The organism is Dolosigranulum pigrum ATCC 51524 (assembly GCF_000245815.1).
Taxonomy (GTDB): domain Bacteria; phylum Bacillota; class Bacilli; order Lactobacillales; family Carnobacteriaceae_A; genus Dolosigranulum; species Dolosigranulum pigrum.
The window spans coordinates 1,011,363-1,027,162 of sequence record NZ_JH601103.1; the positions used below are offsets into that span (position 1 = coordinate 1,011,363).

General features: G+C 38.1%; 19 protein-coding genes. All 19 read left to right on the top strand.

Translation table 11 applies throughout. The features are described from left to right. Positions 1 to 58: 58 nt before the first annotated feature. Positions 59 to 781, top strand: coding sequence for a YebC/PmpR family DNA-binding transcriptional regulator (locus tag HMPREF9703_RS04645; RefSeq protein WP_004636025.1), 723 nt, complete (start codon positions 59 to 61; stop codon positions 779 to 781). A gap of 161 nt (positions 782 to 942) precedes the next feature. Beyond that, positions 943 to 2,007, top strand: a complete 1,065-nt coding sequence (gene comGA, locus HMPREF9703_RS04650; RefSeq protein ID WP_004636027.1) for a competence type IV pilus ATPase ComGA — start codon at positions 943 to 945, stop codon at positions 2,005 to 2,007. Next, entirely contained in the window at positions 1,961 to 3,025 is a 1,065-nt protein-coding gene (gene comGB, locus HMPREF9703_RS04655; RefSeq protein WP_004636028.1) for a competence type IV pilus assembly protein ComGB, read from the top strand. The genes comGA and comGB overlap by 47 nt, the downstream gene beginning before the upstream one ends. Then, positions 3,022 to 3,345: a competence type IV pilus major pilin ComGC gene (gene comGC / locus HMPREF9703_RS04660; protein WP_004636029.1), complete on the top strand. Its 324-nt coding sequence runs from the start codon at positions 3,022 to 3,024 to the stop codon at positions 3,343 to 3,345. Before comGB ends, comGC begins: the two co-directional genes overlap by 4 nt. A gap of 6 nt (positions 3,346 to 3,351) precedes the next feature. Then, positions 3,352 to 3,798 carry a competence type IV pilus minor pilin ComGD gene (gene comGD / locus HMPREF9703_RS04665; protein WP_004636030.1) on the top strand — a complete coding sequence of 149 codons (447 nt, stop codon included), beginning with the start codon at positions 3,352 to 3,354 and terminating at the stop codon, positions 3,796 to 3,798. Further along, the gene (locus HMPREF9703_RS04670) at positions 3,782 to 4,105 is read left to right on the top strand and encodes a type II secretion system protein (protein WP_004636031.1); all 324 of its coding nucleotides are present in this window, start codon (positions 3,782 to 3,784) and stop codon (positions 4,103 to 4,105) included. Before comGD ends, HMPREF9703_RS04670 begins: the two co-directional genes overlap by 17 nt. Further along, entirely contained in the window at positions 4,089 to 4,523 is a 435-nt protein-coding gene (comGF, locus tag HMPREF9703_RS04675; RefSeq protein ID WP_004636032.1) for a competence type IV pilus minor pilin ComGF, read from the top strand. The genes HMPREF9703_RS04670 and comGF overlap by 17 nt, the downstream gene beginning before the upstream one ends. Next, complete coding sequence (locus HMPREF9703_RS04680; RefSeq protein WP_155800819.1) at positions 4,516 to 5,349, top strand: coiled-coil domain-containing protein; 834 nt, start codon at positions 4,516 to 4,518, stop codon at positions 5,347 to 5,349. The genes comGF and HMPREF9703_RS04680 overlap by 8 nt, the downstream gene beginning before the upstream one ends. 244 nt (positions 5,350 to 5,593) lie before the next feature. Next, positions 5,594 to 6,655, top strand: coding sequence for a M24 family metallopeptidase (locus HMPREF9703_RS04685; RefSeq protein ID WP_004636034.1), 1,062 nt, complete (start codon positions 5,594 to 5,596; stop codon positions 6,653 to 6,655). Positions 6,656 to 6,671: 16 nt separating this feature from the next. Continuing rightward, complete coding sequence (efp, locus tag HMPREF9703_RS04690) at positions 6,672 to 7,229, top strand: elongation factor P (RefSeq protein ID WP_004636035.1); 558 nt, start codon at positions 6,672 to 6,674, stop codon at positions 7,227 to 7,229. Positions 7,230 to 7,251: 22 nt separating this feature from the next. Beyond that, entirely contained in the window at positions 7,252 to 7,623 is a 372-nt protein-coding gene (locus HMPREF9703_RS04695) for an Asp23/Gls24 family envelope stress response protein (RefSeq protein ID WP_004636036.1), read from the top strand. A gap of 42 nt (positions 7,624 to 7,665) precedes the next feature. Continuing rightward, positions 7,666 to 8,160, top strand: a complete 495-nt coding sequence (gene nusB, locus HMPREF9703_RS04700) for a transcription antitermination factor NusB (RefSeq protein ID WP_004636037.1) — start codon at positions 7,666 to 7,668, stop codon at positions 8,158 to 8,160. A 31-nt stretch (positions 8,161 to 8,191) separates the two neighbouring features. Next, positions 8,192 to 9,547 carry an exodeoxyribonuclease VII large subunit gene (xseA, locus tag HMPREF9703_RS04705; protein WP_004636038.1) on the top strand — a complete coding sequence of 452 codons (1,356 nt, stop codon included), beginning with the start codon at positions 8,192 to 8,194 and terminating at the stop codon, positions 9,545 to 9,547. Next, a complete protein-coding gene (locus HMPREF9703_RS04710; RefSeq protein WP_004636039.1) occupies positions 9,544 to 9,765 on the top strand; it encodes an exodeoxyribonuclease VII small subunit in 222 nt (73 codons plus the stop codon). Before xseA ends, HMPREF9703_RS04710 begins: the two co-directional genes overlap by 4 nt. 10 nt (positions 9,766 to 9,775) lie before the next feature. Next, positions 9,776 to 10,666 (top strand): polyprenyl synthetase family protein, encoded by an 891-nt coding sequence (locus tag HMPREF9703_RS04715; RefSeq protein WP_004636040.1) that lies wholly within the window; start codon positions 9,776 to 9,778, stop codon positions 10,664 to 10,666. Then, positions 10,667 to 11,473, top strand: a complete 807-nt coding sequence (locus HMPREF9703_RS04720) for a TlyA family RNA methyltransferase (protein ID WP_004636041.1) — start codon at positions 10,667 to 10,669, stop codon at positions 11,471 to 11,473. Between the two features lie 21 nt (positions 11,474 to 11,494). Then, positions 11,495 to 13,180 (top strand): DNA repair protein RecN, encoded by a 1,686-nt coding sequence (gene recN / locus HMPREF9703_RS04725; protein WP_004636042.1) that lies wholly within the window; start codon positions 11,495 to 11,497, stop codon positions 13,178 to 13,180. A 340-nt stretch (positions 13,181 to 13,520) separates the two neighbouring features. Further along, entirely contained in the window at positions 13,521 to 14,960 is a 1,440-nt protein-coding gene (gnd, locus tag HMPREF9703_RS04730; RefSeq protein WP_004636044.1) for an NADP-dependent phosphogluconate dehydrogenase, read from the top strand. 180 nt (positions 14,961 to 15,140) lie between these two features. After that, positions 15,141 to 15,797, top strand: coding sequence for a deoxynucleoside kinase (locus HMPREF9703_RS04735; RefSeq protein WP_004636045.1), 657 nt, complete (start codon positions 15,141 to 15,143; stop codon positions 15,795 to 15,797). Positions 15,798 to 15,800 lie beyond the last annotated feature (3 nt).

Here is a 15,800-nt window from a genome sequence, read left to right on the forward strand (position 1 = left end):
TTGAAGGTAAGTTTGGTATAATAGAAGACGATTATTTTAAATAAAGGACGTGAATAATGTGGCAGGACATTCGAAATGGAACAATATAAAGCAACGTAAAGGGGCTCAAGATAAAAAACGAGCGAAACAATTCCAGAAATTTACGAAACATATTTATAAAGCAGCAAAAGAAGGCGGAGACGATCCAGATACAAACCCAGCGTTACGTTTGGCAATCGATAAAGCTAGAGATGGGAATATGCCGAATGATAATATTGAACGAGCGATTAAGCGAGCAACGGATCCTAATGAAGGAGCCAACTACAATGAGGTAACGTATGAAGGATATGGTCCTGCTGGTGTGGGGATCTATGTCGAAGCATTGAGTGATAATTTGAACCGAACTGCAACAAATGTTCGTCTTTGCTTTGACCGAAATGGCGGTAACTTAGGTGAGAAAGGTTCCGTTAGCTATATGTTCGAACGTAAAGGTTATATTGTGATCGAACGTGAAGGTCTAGACATGGATGAAGATGATATGTTAATGGCTGTTATTGAAGCAGGTGGCGAAGAGTTAGAAGCTAATGAAGAGATTTTTGAAATCTACACAGAAGGTACTGATTTTGCTGAGGTACGTGATGCATTAGAAGAAGACTACGAATTAGCAACTAAAGAACTTATCATGAAACCTAATATTGAAGTCCCTATTTCAGATGAAGAAAAAGAACAGTTAAATAAGATTTTAGAAGCACTTGAAGAAGATGATGATGTCGATGAAGTGTATCACAACGCCCAAGTATAAAAGGTGAAATTGAATAAATGTATGAGAGATAACTTTCTGCTATTTTTAGCAGGAGGTTATTTTTTTATAGAAAAATAGATTTAAAAAAACTAATTTTTTTGATCCTCGAGTACTAGTATAAGTGAAGGGGTCAATCAATGAGTGAGTAAGGAGGATGACTGGTGGATATTGAATCATATGCAACTCATGTACTAACATTGGCGACGTCGTATCGAACGAGTGATATCCATATTTTACCGGAGAAAAGTCATTATGCTATTTATTTTCGGTTAAATGGACAAATGAAGCAATATTTTTATTTGGAGAAGGAGGAAGGGACGCGGTTAATTTCTTATTTTAAATTTCAAGCAAATATGGATGTGGGGGAACGTCGTAAACCGCAAAGTGGCTCATTAGTTTATGAGTTGGAAGCATCAGAGGTTGATTTGAGACTGTCGACAATTTCCAATTATCGGACCAATGAATCGCTAGTGATTCGTTTGCTAGAGAAAAAAGAAGATGTTGATGTTAGCCATCAATGCTTCTTTCAATATGAATTGGATCGATTAAAGCAATTAATTCAATACAAAAGTGGTTTAATTTTATTCTCGGGGCCGGTTGATTCGGGTAAGACCACGACGATGTATAATTTAGTTAAACATCGGATGGTTCAAGAGACTAATCAAGTGATTTCGATTGAAGATCCCGTTGAGATAGAGGAACCGGAATTTTTGCAAGTACAGGTTAATGAAGCAGCAGGGATTACATATGAAACCTTACTGAAATCAACGCTACGTCACCATCCCGACATCATTATTGTAGGAGAGATTCGAGATGAAGAAACAGCAAAAATGGTCATTCGAGGTGCATTAACGGGGCATTTAATTATTGCATCAGTACATGCTAAGAATGCAGAAGGAGTGGTATCTCGACTAAAGGAATTGGGTGTTTCATTAGATATGTTGTCACAAACAATTATTGGCATTGTCTTCCAAAAATTATTGCCACAATATTGTCAGTTATGTGAGGGAAGTTGTCACGCTAGTTGTACGCACCAAGGACAGACATCGAAGCGAACCGTTCTTTATGATGTACGCGCAGACAATGAGTTATTATCTATGTTGGGCCCAGCCTCTCTTGTGCAAGAAGGTAAACAATCGATGCGAACATTTAATCAATTACTCAGGAAGGTGTTAAGTTATGGCTACATTTCGGAAAAAACCTATCAACGCTACCAAATCCCTTAAATCATTGCATAATCAAGGGCTATTTTTAAAGCGACTGGGCGTATTGTTGCTGGAAGGATTTTCAATAAAGAAAGCACTTCAGTTTTTAAAAACGATATCTGATATAGAAATCGAACGATGGATTTTAGCAATTGAGAGCGGAATGGAAGCAGGCAATGAATTTCATTATGAATTGAAGCAACTTGGCTTTTCTGAGCAAGTGTGTTCCCAAATATATTTTTCGGTCGTACATGGCAATTTTGGCGAAACCATTTATCATTGCGGGGAACAAATCATTAATGAAATGGATCGTAAGAAGAAAATGCAACAACTGCTTAGTTATCCGGTCATGTTAGTGATTTTCATTATCGGGATGCTATTTGCCATGCGTTATATTCTCTTGCCACATATTAGACAAATTACCACCAGTAATACAGATCATCTCGGTTTAGGGACAAAGTTGGTGATGCAACTTATTGATTGGTCACCAATTATTATTGTCGGTAGTGTCATAGTGATTATTCTTGCCATTTTAGGAGTTAGGGCATATCTAGCGAAACGCACTCCTTTAGAACGACAGCTATTTTTAACGCAATTACCGGTTGTCGGTCGCCTGTTACAATTAGCACGCAGTCAATATTTGTCATATGAGTGGGGCCAGTTAATTAAGCATGGTGTTAGTATTCGTGAAATTATTCGGATTATGAAACAAGATGAGAATTCATTATTTTTGCAAGAATTAGCCAATAATATGGAAGAACAAATGCTGATGGGAAAATCCTTTTATGAAGTTATCTTGTCGTATGAATTCTTAAAAGAAGAATTAGCCCAAATTATTCAGCACGGCGAAGTGTCCAGCGATTTAGGAAAGGAGTTGATGCTATACGCAAATCAATGTGAGGAAGATTTAAAGTTAAAAGTTGAGCGACTAATGTCATTCGTTCAACCAGTTGTCTTTATTGGCGTGGCAGTAATGATTGTAGCAATTTATGCTGCATTATTACTTCCCACATTTAGTTTAATGGAGGGATTAGGATGAAAGCATTCAAACAACAATGGAACAATTGGATTAAGAAACTAAGAAGTACAAAGGCCTTTACACTGCTAGAGATGGCCATTGTCCTGTTTATTATTTCAGCGCTACTTTTAATTATTATTCCCAATATTGGGAGTCACCGAGAATCAGCTAGCGATACGGGGAATGAAGCATTACAAACAGTAATTGATACACAAGCAGATCTTTATGAACTCTCAGAAAACACGCGACCTGATTCACTACAAACCCTGCACAATGGTGGTTATTTAACGGATGATCAGTTGCAAAAAGCACAAGAAGCTAATTTGACGATTTCACGGTAATTTAATATGAAAAGAGTAGTGGATGAGCAGGGGTTAACATTAATTGAAGCGGCAGTTGTCTTGGCTATTGTCAGTATGTTATTTCTTCTACCAACGATCACGTTTCAATCTTATGAAGAAAAAATTGAGGTTGATTTATTTATTGAGGAAGTTCGTAATAATGTGACATTGATGCAAAATCATGCTGTTTTTAATGGACAAGCGACCGAAATCCAAGTGCGCGCAGAGAACAATACGATTGATTTTTTTGTGCAAGGACAGCCGAATCATTCGTTAAATCGGACAATCACTCCTCCAGAGAGCATCATCGTATTGACCTCGAACCGTTACCGATTCCGTGCTTATTCAGGGAATATTGGCCGGCTTGGTCGTGCACGATTTCAGGCGCCAGATGGAGTATATGAATTTGTTTTTCAGTTAGGAAGCGGGCGATTTTATGTCCAAAAAGTTTAAGCAGCAGGATGGATTTGTCCTACTGGAAAGTTTATCGGCCCTCAGTATTATTACATTGGCGTTAGTTTTGATTTTGCCTTTAGTCATTACATTGTACCAAACACGTGAACAGAAAAAAGTGGAAGTTGAAACCTATCGTCTGCTTTATGATTACACGTCAGAATGGAATGGGGATGTGCAACAACATGAAGCGGTGCGAATGAATGAGACATTTTATATTTTTTCTGATAGGTGGTCGCACCGAGTAGAAGATAGTCAGGCGGTGATTGAGAAAGTAGAGTTGATCAGTTATGAATTGGAGGAATGACCAAGGTTTTACGTTATTAGAAGTCATCGTTGCATTAAGTATTACTTCATTGTGTTTGCTCCTATTATCGAGTGGGATTAACAGTTTAGCGAAAGCTCAGGAAGGTATCGAGACGGACCGACAAATTGATTGGCACATCTTCGTTAATCAGTTCGAGTATTATCTTGAAGGCAGTGAGTTAATGGCTTTCGAACCCGGACAATTAGTTGTGCGTGAAGAAGATCAAGAAGTTGTAGAATACAGAGAAATTAATGGCAACTTTATTCGTCGTCGTAAAAATGGCACACAACAAATGATTATGAATATTGAACAGGTAGCTTTGCATAGACGGGGTGGTTCCATGACAGTTACGGGTGTTTTTTCTAGCGGTGAAGTGTATGAAGCAAGAATTTGGGTGAGTAGCTGGCATGATGAATAAAATTAGAGCCAATGAAGGAAGCATCTTAGTCTCAGCGTTGTTGTTTTTAGGATTTATGGCATTCTTAGTCAATGGAGTGGCTATTATGGTTACCAATCAAGTGACACACTTCGAACAAGTGAAAGAGAGTTACTTAGCCAAAACAATGATCCAAAAATCGATCCAACTAACGCGCGAAGATGTATTGGCTAAAGTACAAGCTGAACTTGAGGCTCAAGTAAAGGAGAAGGAAGCCATCTTAGCTGAAAAAGAACAGGTTAAAAAACTGCTTAATGAAAATGATGAAGCAATGGCTGAATGGGAGAAAAAGCAAGAACAAGCCCAACAAGCACTGGAAGAAGCCAAAGCGCGTCGTGAAGAAATTGAAGCAGAAGCTACTGATATTGAAGAATTACAAGCACGTGTGAACGATATTTTAGGATTGGAAGAAGCTGAATCATTAGGAAGTGATCAAGAAGACGAGGAAGTTGATGCGCTCTTAGACGAGATAGATGAAGAAATTGAAGCGTTTGAATCAGATGATGAGCTAAAAGAACGTGAGGTTGATTTGAAAAAAGAACGCGAAGAGTTAGAAGAACAGCTAGCAGATATCCATAAGCAACTGGCTGATATTGACACAGTTGATAATGAACCACTTACTGGTGGTGGAGTTTTTCAATTTAATCATGGGACAGTAACGTTGACCAGTCCGCAACGAGATACTTTTCAACTGACGACTGAGTTAAAAAGTGGCTATACTGTAAATTATACGTATACGGTTATATTGCCAGATGTTGAAGAAGCTTTAGCTGACGTTAAGCCTCGAGAAGGGAATATGGATGAGTAGAGAAATAATACAGTAGCAGAGCCAGAAGAAATAGTGCGAGAAACTTAATTAGAAGAATAAGGCAAACCTAGTCGGAGTATAAATGTTACAGATGTTATACTTAGACTAGGTTTTTGTTCTCGGTTAGATATGCAAAAAAATAGAATTTACATTTGGAATAATTTTATTTATGCACGATATTTGGTATAATAAGGAAGCATGAATTATGAAGTTAAAGATTGTATAAATAGACGGAGGAATGAATATGTCAAGAGTAAGTAAGATTCAGTCCAAATTAGGGGAACAAGGCATTGACGCGTTATTAATTTCCAGTGAGTATAATAGACGTTATGTCTCTAACTTTACTGGAACAGCTGGAGCATGCTTGATTACGAAGGAAGAAGCTTTCTTTGTTACGGACTTTCGATATGTTGATCAAGCAACTGAGCAGGCCACTGACTTTGAGATTGCCCAGCATAAGAATGGTTTGTTTGAAAAAGTTGCGGAATTAATTGAACAAGCTCAGGTTAAAACGCTTGGTTTCGAGAAACATCATGTTACATTCGATACCTATGAAACGATGCAAGAAGCCTTCGATGCAGAGTTAAAACCTATTGGCCGATTCATTGAGTCTTTCCGTGAAGTGAAAGATGCAGAGGAATTAGCGACTATCCGTAAAGCCGTTGAAATTGCTGAAAAAGGATTTGAACATATATTAGATTACATTGAAGAAGGGATGACTGAAATCGAAGTGGCCAATGAATTGGACTTCTATATGCGGTCATTGGGAGCTTCAGGTGTATCATTCGAAACGATTGTCGCAAGTGGTGAGCGTTCTGCCATGCCTCACGGAGTAGCGAGCGATAAAAAAATCGAACAAGGTGACATGATTACAATTGACTTTGGCTGCTATTACAATGGCTATGTCTCAGATATGACTCGAACCATTGCATTAGGCGATCCCGGTGAAGAATTGAAAAAAATTCACCAAATTGTACTGGAAGCTAACTTGAAAGTCGATGAAGCGATCTGTGCAGGGATGACCGGTGCTGAGTTGGATAAAATTGCTCGTGATTACATTGCTGAGAATGGGTACGGGGACAACTTTGGCCATTCGCTTGGACATGGCATTGGTCTGGAAATTCACGAAGGGCCTGCGCTCCACCAGAAAAATAATGAACCGTTAAAAGTAGGTAATGTGGTGACGAATGAGCCAGGTATCTATGTATCGGGACTCGGTGGCGTGCGTATCGAGGATGATATCATCATTACTGAAGATGGCCACGAAACAATTAACCGTACGTCAAAAGAACTTATTATTATTTAAACTAAAGGAGACTTATATGATTTCAACAAATGAATTTAAAACAGGTATGACGATTATTTACAAAGACTCATTATGGAAAATTTTGGATTTTCAACATGTAAAACCAGGTAAAGGACAAGCATTTGTCCGCTCTAAATTAAAAAACTTACGCAATGGTGCTGTGCAGGAATTTACTTTTAAAGCAGGAGATAAAGTAGACCAAGCTCTAATTGAATCCAAACAAATGCAATACTTGTACGAAGCAGATGGGATGCATACGTTTATGGATCTAGAAACGTATGAACAAGTCGCTATTCCTACAGCAACTATCGAGGATGAATTGAAATTCTTAAAAGAAAATGAAACAGTTGATATTATCTTTAACGAGAGCGAAGTATTGGGGTTAGAGTTGCCGACAAAAGTAACATTAGAAGTTGTAGAGACGCAACCTAATATTAAAGGAGATACAAGTGGTGGTGGTTCTAAACCAGCTACATTAGAAACCGGTGCTGTCGTAACAGTTCCGCTCTTTATTAATAAAGGGGAACTTCTTATTATTAATACGGAAGAAGGAACCTACGACTCTAGAGCATAGTAATCTTTAAGGAGGAAACAGGATGGTTAAACAAGCTAAAACATATAATCATGATAAATTGGGCGATATTGAATTAGCACCAGAAGTATTAGAAGTAATCTCTAATATCGCTGCTAATGAAGTATCCGGTGTCTATGCACTGAAGGGTACCTTCTCAACTGATATGAAAGCATTATTTACCAATCAAACGAACTATAAAAAAGGTGTTCAGCTCTCTTACGAACAAGATGGCATTAATTTAGATGTTTATTGTAACTTGAATTTGGGCGTTAATGTGCCTAAGGTAGCACTTGAAATTCAAGAACGTGTAAAAGAGCAAATTTACCACATGACAGATATTGAATTATCTGAAGTTAATGTGCATATTGTATCCATGGTATCGGATAAAGTATAGGAGCGATGACAGGGAAGTTTAGACAGAAAAGGATGACTCATATTGACAACAGCTAGACGAATTACCAGAGAACGGGCTTTTCAAGCTCTTTATATGATGGATGTATTACCGGCCTTAACGGAAGACCAGGCTTTGATGCAAGTTTTAAATGTTCAAAACAATAATGTGAACATCGAGGAGACCAATCTTGTCGCTTTATATAAGGAACTCTTGCCTGAAGAATTGCGGACAACTCAAATTGCAGTCGACTCATTAGATTATGTACGTAAGTTAATACAAGGTGTTAAGGAACACCAAGCTACACTCGATGATCAAATTAATCAACATTTAAACAAGCGAACATTAAGCCGAGTTGAGTTGGCCAATATTATTATTTTAAGATTAGCTGCCTATGAGTTAATCTATGAAGATGAATTGGCCCCTAGCATTGTAATGGATGAAGCAATTGAATTAGCGAAGCTGTTCAATGATGAGCCGTCAAGTAAGTTTATTAATGGTATTTTACAAAGTATCTTAAACGAAAATAGTGGAGCCTGATACCAGGCTCCTTTTACGTAAGGATGACATAATGAATAATTCATATTTGAGTATTTCGCAATTAAGTCAATATGTAAAGAAAAAATTTGATCGCGATCCTTATTTGCAAACAGTGTATCTTAAAGGTGAAATTTCCAATAGTGCACGTAATCGTGTGAACTCAACTCTTTATTTCAGTCTAAAAGATGATCAAGCGGTTGTAAATGCGGTGATGTTTTCACGCCAAGCTAGGCAACTGCCTTTTCAACTAGAAGATGGCATGAGTGTATTAGTGACAGGACGCTTGACCACTTATGGACCGCGAAGTCAGTACCAGATTATTGTTGAAGATATGCAGCAAGATGGAATTGGTCAACTATATCAAGCTTACGAAAAGCTGAAGCAACAATTATTAGAAGAAGGGTTATTTGATCAAGCCCATAAACAACATATTGTGCCATTCCCGAAGCGAATTGCTGTTGTCACAAGTAAGAGCGGAGCTGTGATCCAAGATATTATTTCGACGATTAATCGACGCTTTCCGCATATTGAACTTGTTTTGTATGAAACAATGGTTCAAGGAGAAAAAGCGATCGATTCCGTTGCTGAAAATATTCGACAAGCAGACCAGACTGGTTCATTCGATACGATTATTATCGGACGGGGAGGTGGCTCAATTGAAGATTTATGGGCCTTCAATGATGAAAAAGTGGTTCGAGCTATTTTTGAAGCAAAAACTCCCATTATTTCATCGGTTGGACACGAAACAGATACGACCCTGGCCGACTTAGTAGCTGATTTAAGGGCCCCCACACCGACTGCTGCTGCAGAATTGGCTGTCCCCAATCAAGCTGATTTATTACTAACTATTTCAAATCATGAGCAACGATTAAAAAAACAGCTTGTTCAACAAGTAGCTTACTTACAGGAACGATTAGATCGTACGCAAAAGTCATACATTTTTAAGCAACCTCATCGATTGTATGAAAAGTATGTCCAACAAGTCGATGAACAAACAGCTCAGTTGACTCAGTTAATAGAGGGAAAAGTAGCGCAGCAACAAATATCTTTGCAGAACCTGACTAAACGGCTGGATAGTCGGACCCCTGATGCGTTAGTCCAAGCTAAAAAAGAACAAACCAACCAGTTAACACAACGGCTCATAAATCAGTTGACCCAACAAGTTGAAACGCATGATAAGCATGTTAGTTATCTAATTGAGGCGCTTAATCATCTATCACCATTGAATATTTTATCGCGTGGTTATAGCTATACAACAAAAGAGGATGCAATAGTAAAATCTGTTCAATCCGTTCAGTCTGGGGAACAGTTACGCGTGCATATGGCAGATGGAGCACTGACTGTAATGGTAAATGATAAACATATAGAAGGAGCTGATGATCAATGAGTCAAGAAGAGAAAACATTCGATCAATCATTACAAGAACTAGAAGCCATTGTTGAAACATTAGAGCAAGGCGATGTGCCGTTAGAAGAGGCATTAGAACAATTTCAACAAGGTATCCAATTAAGTCAACGTCTGAAAACACAATTAAATGATGCAGAAAAATTTCTTAAAAAAATTGTCGATGCAGATGGGCAAGAAGTCCCTCTTGAACTAGAATAGGATGGCAGCTATGTTTAGTGTATTTAAAGATAAATATCAATCTGATTTTGAGAGCTATTTAGCCCAGTCTGTCGATTTAACTAGTGATACACAATTGGAAGAAGCCATGAATTATGCTTTGTTAGCACCCGGGAAACGATTACGTCCATTCTTATTATTTGCTGTAGTAGCAACCCTTGATAGTACAGTAGATATGAAACAAGTTTATCCAGTGGCGGCTGCTTTAGAGATGATTCATACATACTCATTGATTCATGATGATTTACCGGCAATGGATGATGATGATTTGAGACGAGGACGTCCAGCCGTGCATAAGAAATTCTCGGAAGCAACCGCTATTTTAGCGGGCGATGCCTTATTGACAGAAGCCTTTCAACAAATAGCTGTAGCTAATATTCCCCCGCAACAAGCGATGGATCTTACTTGCTTATTAGCGAGTACAGCAGGATATCAGGGGATGGTTGGTGGACAACAAGCGGATATGAATGCCGAGGAGCAACGGGTTTCGTTAGAAGAGCTACAATCCATTCACCTGCGAAAAACAGGTGAGTTATTGAAATTCGCATGTACAGCTGGAGGGATTTTAACTGATGGATCTGATCAGACAAAAGCATACTTAAGTGAATTAGGTTTAAGATTAGGCTTAGCGTATCAAATTCGCGATGATATTTTAGATATTATCAGTTCACAGGACGAACTAGGAAAACCAGCCGGATCTGATGTAGCGGCTAATAAAAGTACTTATCCATCCTTGTTGGGATTAGAACAAGCTAGAAAATTATTTGAACAGGAACTTCAAAATTGCCAAGATATATTGTTAAAAATTAAAACGATTCATCCTGGACTTAATGATGGTTTATTGGATAGTTTCATTGTGCAACTAGAAATAAAGGAAGGTTAAATGAGTAAATTAAGAGCTGATGAATTATTGTTCCGACAAGGATTAGCCGATAGTCCAAAAGAAGCGGCGGCGATAATTATGACAGGGAATGTATTTACAACAAAAGAAGAAAAAATTTTGACTGCAGGCCAACAATTGCAACATACAACTGAATTGTATGTAAAAGGATCTGACCATCCGTATGTCAGTCGTGGAGGGTTGAAGTTAAAACGAGCAGTTGAATTATACAACTGTTCTCTTAATGGAGAAGTTGTTCTGGATATTGGAGCTTCGACGGGAGGATTTACTGATGTTGCTTTGAGAGAAGGCGCACGGTTGGTGTATGCGTTAGATGTGGGAACCAATCAATTAGTCTGGTCTCTGCGAACTCATGAGCAAGTCGTTGTGATGGAGCAGACGAATTTTCGTTATACAACAGTGGATGATTTTGTGTTTGATAAGCCAACTTTTGCTACGATTGATGTCTCTTTTATTTCATTGGCATTAATCTTAGAAAATTTAAATACCATATTACCTACTGGATCACCGGTAATTGCTTTAATTAAGCCACAATTTGAGGCTACTCGTGAGTTAGTAACAGAAAATCAAGGAATCATCACTGATTCAGCAGATCACGCCACTATTTTACAGCATGTTTGTCAATTTATGACGGACCTCAATTATGCAGTTGAGGGATTGCATCCATCTCCAATTACAGGCGGTAAAGGAAATATTGAATTTATTAGTTACTTAAAAGTCGGTCAGACGCAACAAAAATCAATTAAAATATTGATTGAACAGGCGGTAGAAGAATCACGTCATTTATAAGAGCGAAGGAGTTGGAGAGCGATGTTATTAGAGTTACATATTCGCGATTTTGCTATTATTAAAGAAATTAGCTTAGATTTTATGTCGGGAATGACAGTACTCACTGGTGAAACAGGTGCAGGAAAATCAATTATTATTGATGCAGTCGGTCTATTAGCGGGTGGACGTGGATCGACAGAATTTGTTCGCCATGGAGCTAAGAAATGTGTGATTGAAGGACAATTTAAAGTAAATCCTGCTCGAATAGACAAACTAGCGACAGTTTTATCAGCACTCGAAATTGAAATGGATAGCTCCATTATCCATTTACAACGTGAGATGTATGCGAGTGGCCGTACAGTTTGTCGTGTCAATGGATCGATAGTGACGGTTTCTGGATTGAAGTCAATTGGAGAACATTTAATTGATATTCATGGACAAAGTGAACACCAGGAATTAATGCGTCCAGATACGCACATTCGTTTATTAGATGATTTTAATCGGACAGAAATATTACCGTTAAAGCAAAAGTATCAATTCCTTCTCGACGAATATAAATCTGTCAAACAGTCTTACGAGGAATGGTTAACGAATGAGCAAGCTTATGCACAACGGTTGGATATGCTGACGTTTCAGGTTGATGAAATAGAAGCTATGAACTTGCGCCGTAATGAAGATGTTGAACTAGAAGAAGAATCTAAAAAGTTAGCAAATTTTCAAACAATTTTACAAGCCTTACAAAGAAGCTATGATGCTTTGCAAGAAGGAGAAAAAGCCGGGTTAGAGCAAGTCGGAGTGGCAATGGATCAGTTAGAGTCAATTAGTGAAATTGATCCTGCCTATCATACGTTAGCGGAAACATTATCTTCACTATTTTTTCAATTACAAGAAGCAAGTAGCGATATATATCATCAGTTAGATAATTTAGAATTTGATGATGCGCGGTTGTATGAGATTGAAGAGCGATTGGATGCGATTCAAAAATTGAAGCGCAAATATGGGCAATCAATCGATGATATTTTAGATTATTATGAAGAAGCTACTCAGGAATTATCGCGTCTAAAGAATCGTGAACAAGAAGTAAGTCAACTCAATTCAAGATTAGAAGCATTGGAACGAGATCTTTTAAAGGCGGGAAAAGAACTCTCAGAGATGCGTCGCCAACAAGCGCAAGTCCTAGAAGAAAGAATTCATCAACAACTGCAAGCTCTCTACATGGAAAAAGTTCAGTTCAAGGTTTACTTTAGTCGTGAAATAACTGCCTATACAAGTCGCGATATAAAGGGAGATGGATTGGATGAAATTGAATTTTTCATTGCGACTAACCCAGGTGAACCATTGAAACCTCTTAATAAAATTGCATCAGGTGGGGAATTATCGCGAATGATGTTAGCGATTAAGACAATTTTCTCAACAGCACAAGGAATTACCAGTATTATCTTTGACGAAGTGGATACGGGTGTAAGTGGACGCGTGGCACAAGCAATTGCCGACAAAATCTATTCGGTGGCCGAAAATTCACAGGTCCTATGTATTACGCATTTGCCGCAAGTAGCAGCGCGGGCCAATCATCATTTATATATTTTCAAGATTATTGAAGATGATCGAACTAGAACACACGTGAAGTTATTAGGGGAAGAAGAAAAAATTGAAGAAATTGCGCGTATGCTTTCTGGCGCTGAAATTACAGAGGTATCCTTAGAAGCGGCACGCGATTTATATCGATAATACTTTAAATTAAAACGCATCATTCCATAAAATTGAAATGATGCGTTTTAATCGTTGATCAAGTTGGTCATTAAAAAATTTGTACAATTAATGAGCTTAATAGCGGGACTAACATTAAAATAGATACAACAATAATAAAGATTTTAACGAGTAAGCTTGTATTTCCTTTGTTTTTTCTGTTTTTATTCTTACGTGACATGTTTTTCACCTCTTTAAACATAACGTTAAAATCATTTTATCCAATTCAATTGAAATTGTCAAGAAATCAAATATTTAAGCTTTGTTAGCAAAGTATGGTAAAATATGGATATTGGAACAGTTTTGAAAGGAGAATATTACATTGAGTAAACAACAAATTGGTGTCGTTGGGATGGCCGTTATGGGGAAAAATTTGGCCTTGAATATTGAGAGCAGAGGTTATTCGGTTGCCATCTATAACCGCAGTGACTATCGCGTGCGTGAAGCAATCAAGGAGAACCCAGATAAGAATTTGCACCCAACGTATGAAATTGAAGAATTTGTCAATTCACTTGAAACGCCACGTCGTATTTTATTAATGGTAAAAGCAGGTGTAGCAACAGATAAGACAATTGCAGCGTTACTCCCTCACTTAGATGAAGGGGATATTTTAATCGATGGTGGGAACACGAACTATAAAGAAACCATGCGCCGTAGTGAACAATTAGCTGAATCCGGTATTAACTTTATTGGAACCGGCGTATCAGGTGGGGAAGAAGGTGCCTTGAATGGTCCATCAATTATGCCAGGGGGACAAAAAGAAGCCTATGATTTAGTCGCACCAATCTTAGAAGAAATTGCAGCTAAAGCTCCTGAAGATGGAGAACCTTGTGTGACTTATATTGGTCCAAATGGGGCAGGACACTACGTTAAGATGGTTCATAACGGCATTGAGTATGGCGATATGCAGTTAATTGCTGAGGCATACCAAATTATGAAAGATGTCTTAAATATGGATAATGATGAAATCGCGGCGACATTTAAAGCGTGGAATGAGGGTGAGTTGGATAGTTTCTTAATTGAGTTAACCGCTGACGCCTTAACCAAACGTGATCCAGAGACGGGTAAACATATGGTTGATGTTATTTTAGATCGTGCGGGCAATAAAGGAACCGGAAAATGGACATCTGAGAGTGCTCTTGACTTGGGTCACCCATTGCCATTGATTACAGAAGCTGTTTTCGCTCGTTACATCTCTGCCTTCAAAGAAGAGCGTATTGAAGCAAGTAAAGTTCTTCCTGTACCTAATGTGGGCGAATTTACAGGGGATAAAGACGGGTTATTAGAAAAAATTCGCCAAGCCTTATACTTCAGTAAAATTATGAGTTATGCGCAAGGATTTGCCCAAATGCGAACTGCTTCAGATGTATATGATTGGAACCTACAATACGGAGAGATTGCAAAAATTTTCCGTGCAGGATGTATTATTCGAGCGCGTTTCTTGCAAAAAATTACCGAAGCGTATGAAAATAATCCTGAATTGAAAAATTTAGTTTTGGATGACTACTTCAAAGATATTGCTTACAAATATCAAGCAGCTGTGCGAGATGTAGTTGGTTTAGCGACACAAGCAGGTGTACCGATTCCGGCCTTCTCCAGCGCTATTGCCTACTACGATTCTTATCGCTCAGAACGCTTGTCAGCCAATATTATTCAAGCACAACGCGATTACTTCGGAGCACATACCTATGAGCGGGTGGACAAACCAGGTCACTTCCACTTTGACTGGTATGGTAACGACGGCGAGCAACAGTGGGATTAAATTAGCAATAGAATATAACATAAAAGGCTTCCTTCATTTGAGGGAGTCTTTTATTATGAAGAATTTCCTTGATAGTGCCATTCGAATTTTTTATCTGAGTATGATAAAATGGAGTTACTTGTGTAATTTAGTCTGAATATAGAAAGAGTGACGTAATTAGTGAAAGGAAGAAAACATATTGTGTTAACTGTTGGAGGGATGATCGGAGCTGGTAAGACGACCGTGACGAAATTAATTGCTGATCGACTCGATTTTACCGCTTATTATGAAGATGTTGATAATAATCAAATTTTACCGCTCTTTTATACTGCAACGCCAGAAGAGCAAGAACGTAAACGATATCCATTCTTATTGCAACTTGAATTTTTGAATAGTCGTTTTCGTGTGATTAAAGATGTCCTGTTAGATGAACAGCATGCTATTATGGACCGTTCAATTTATGAAGATCACTATTTTGCGCGTATCAATAATCAGATTGGCGATATTAGTGATGTAGAGTTTTCAATTTATGAAAAGTTGCTCCATAATATGATGGAAGAACTTGAAGAGTTACCGAAAAAAGCACCGGATTTGATGATTTTTCTCGATATTTCTTTCGAAAAGACGATGGAACGTATTGCTAAGCGTGGTCGTGACTTTGAACAAGATGAAGCATTGAAAAATTATTACTTTACGTTATGGAAAGATTATCGTGATTGGGTTGAGAATTACTATGACAAGTCTGACGTTTATATTATCGATATGGATAAGTATGATATTGAGACGTCAGAAGCGGATCGTCAAGAAATTGTTAGTGATATTAAACAATGGTGCGCCGATCGCGGTGTACATGTGTAAGGA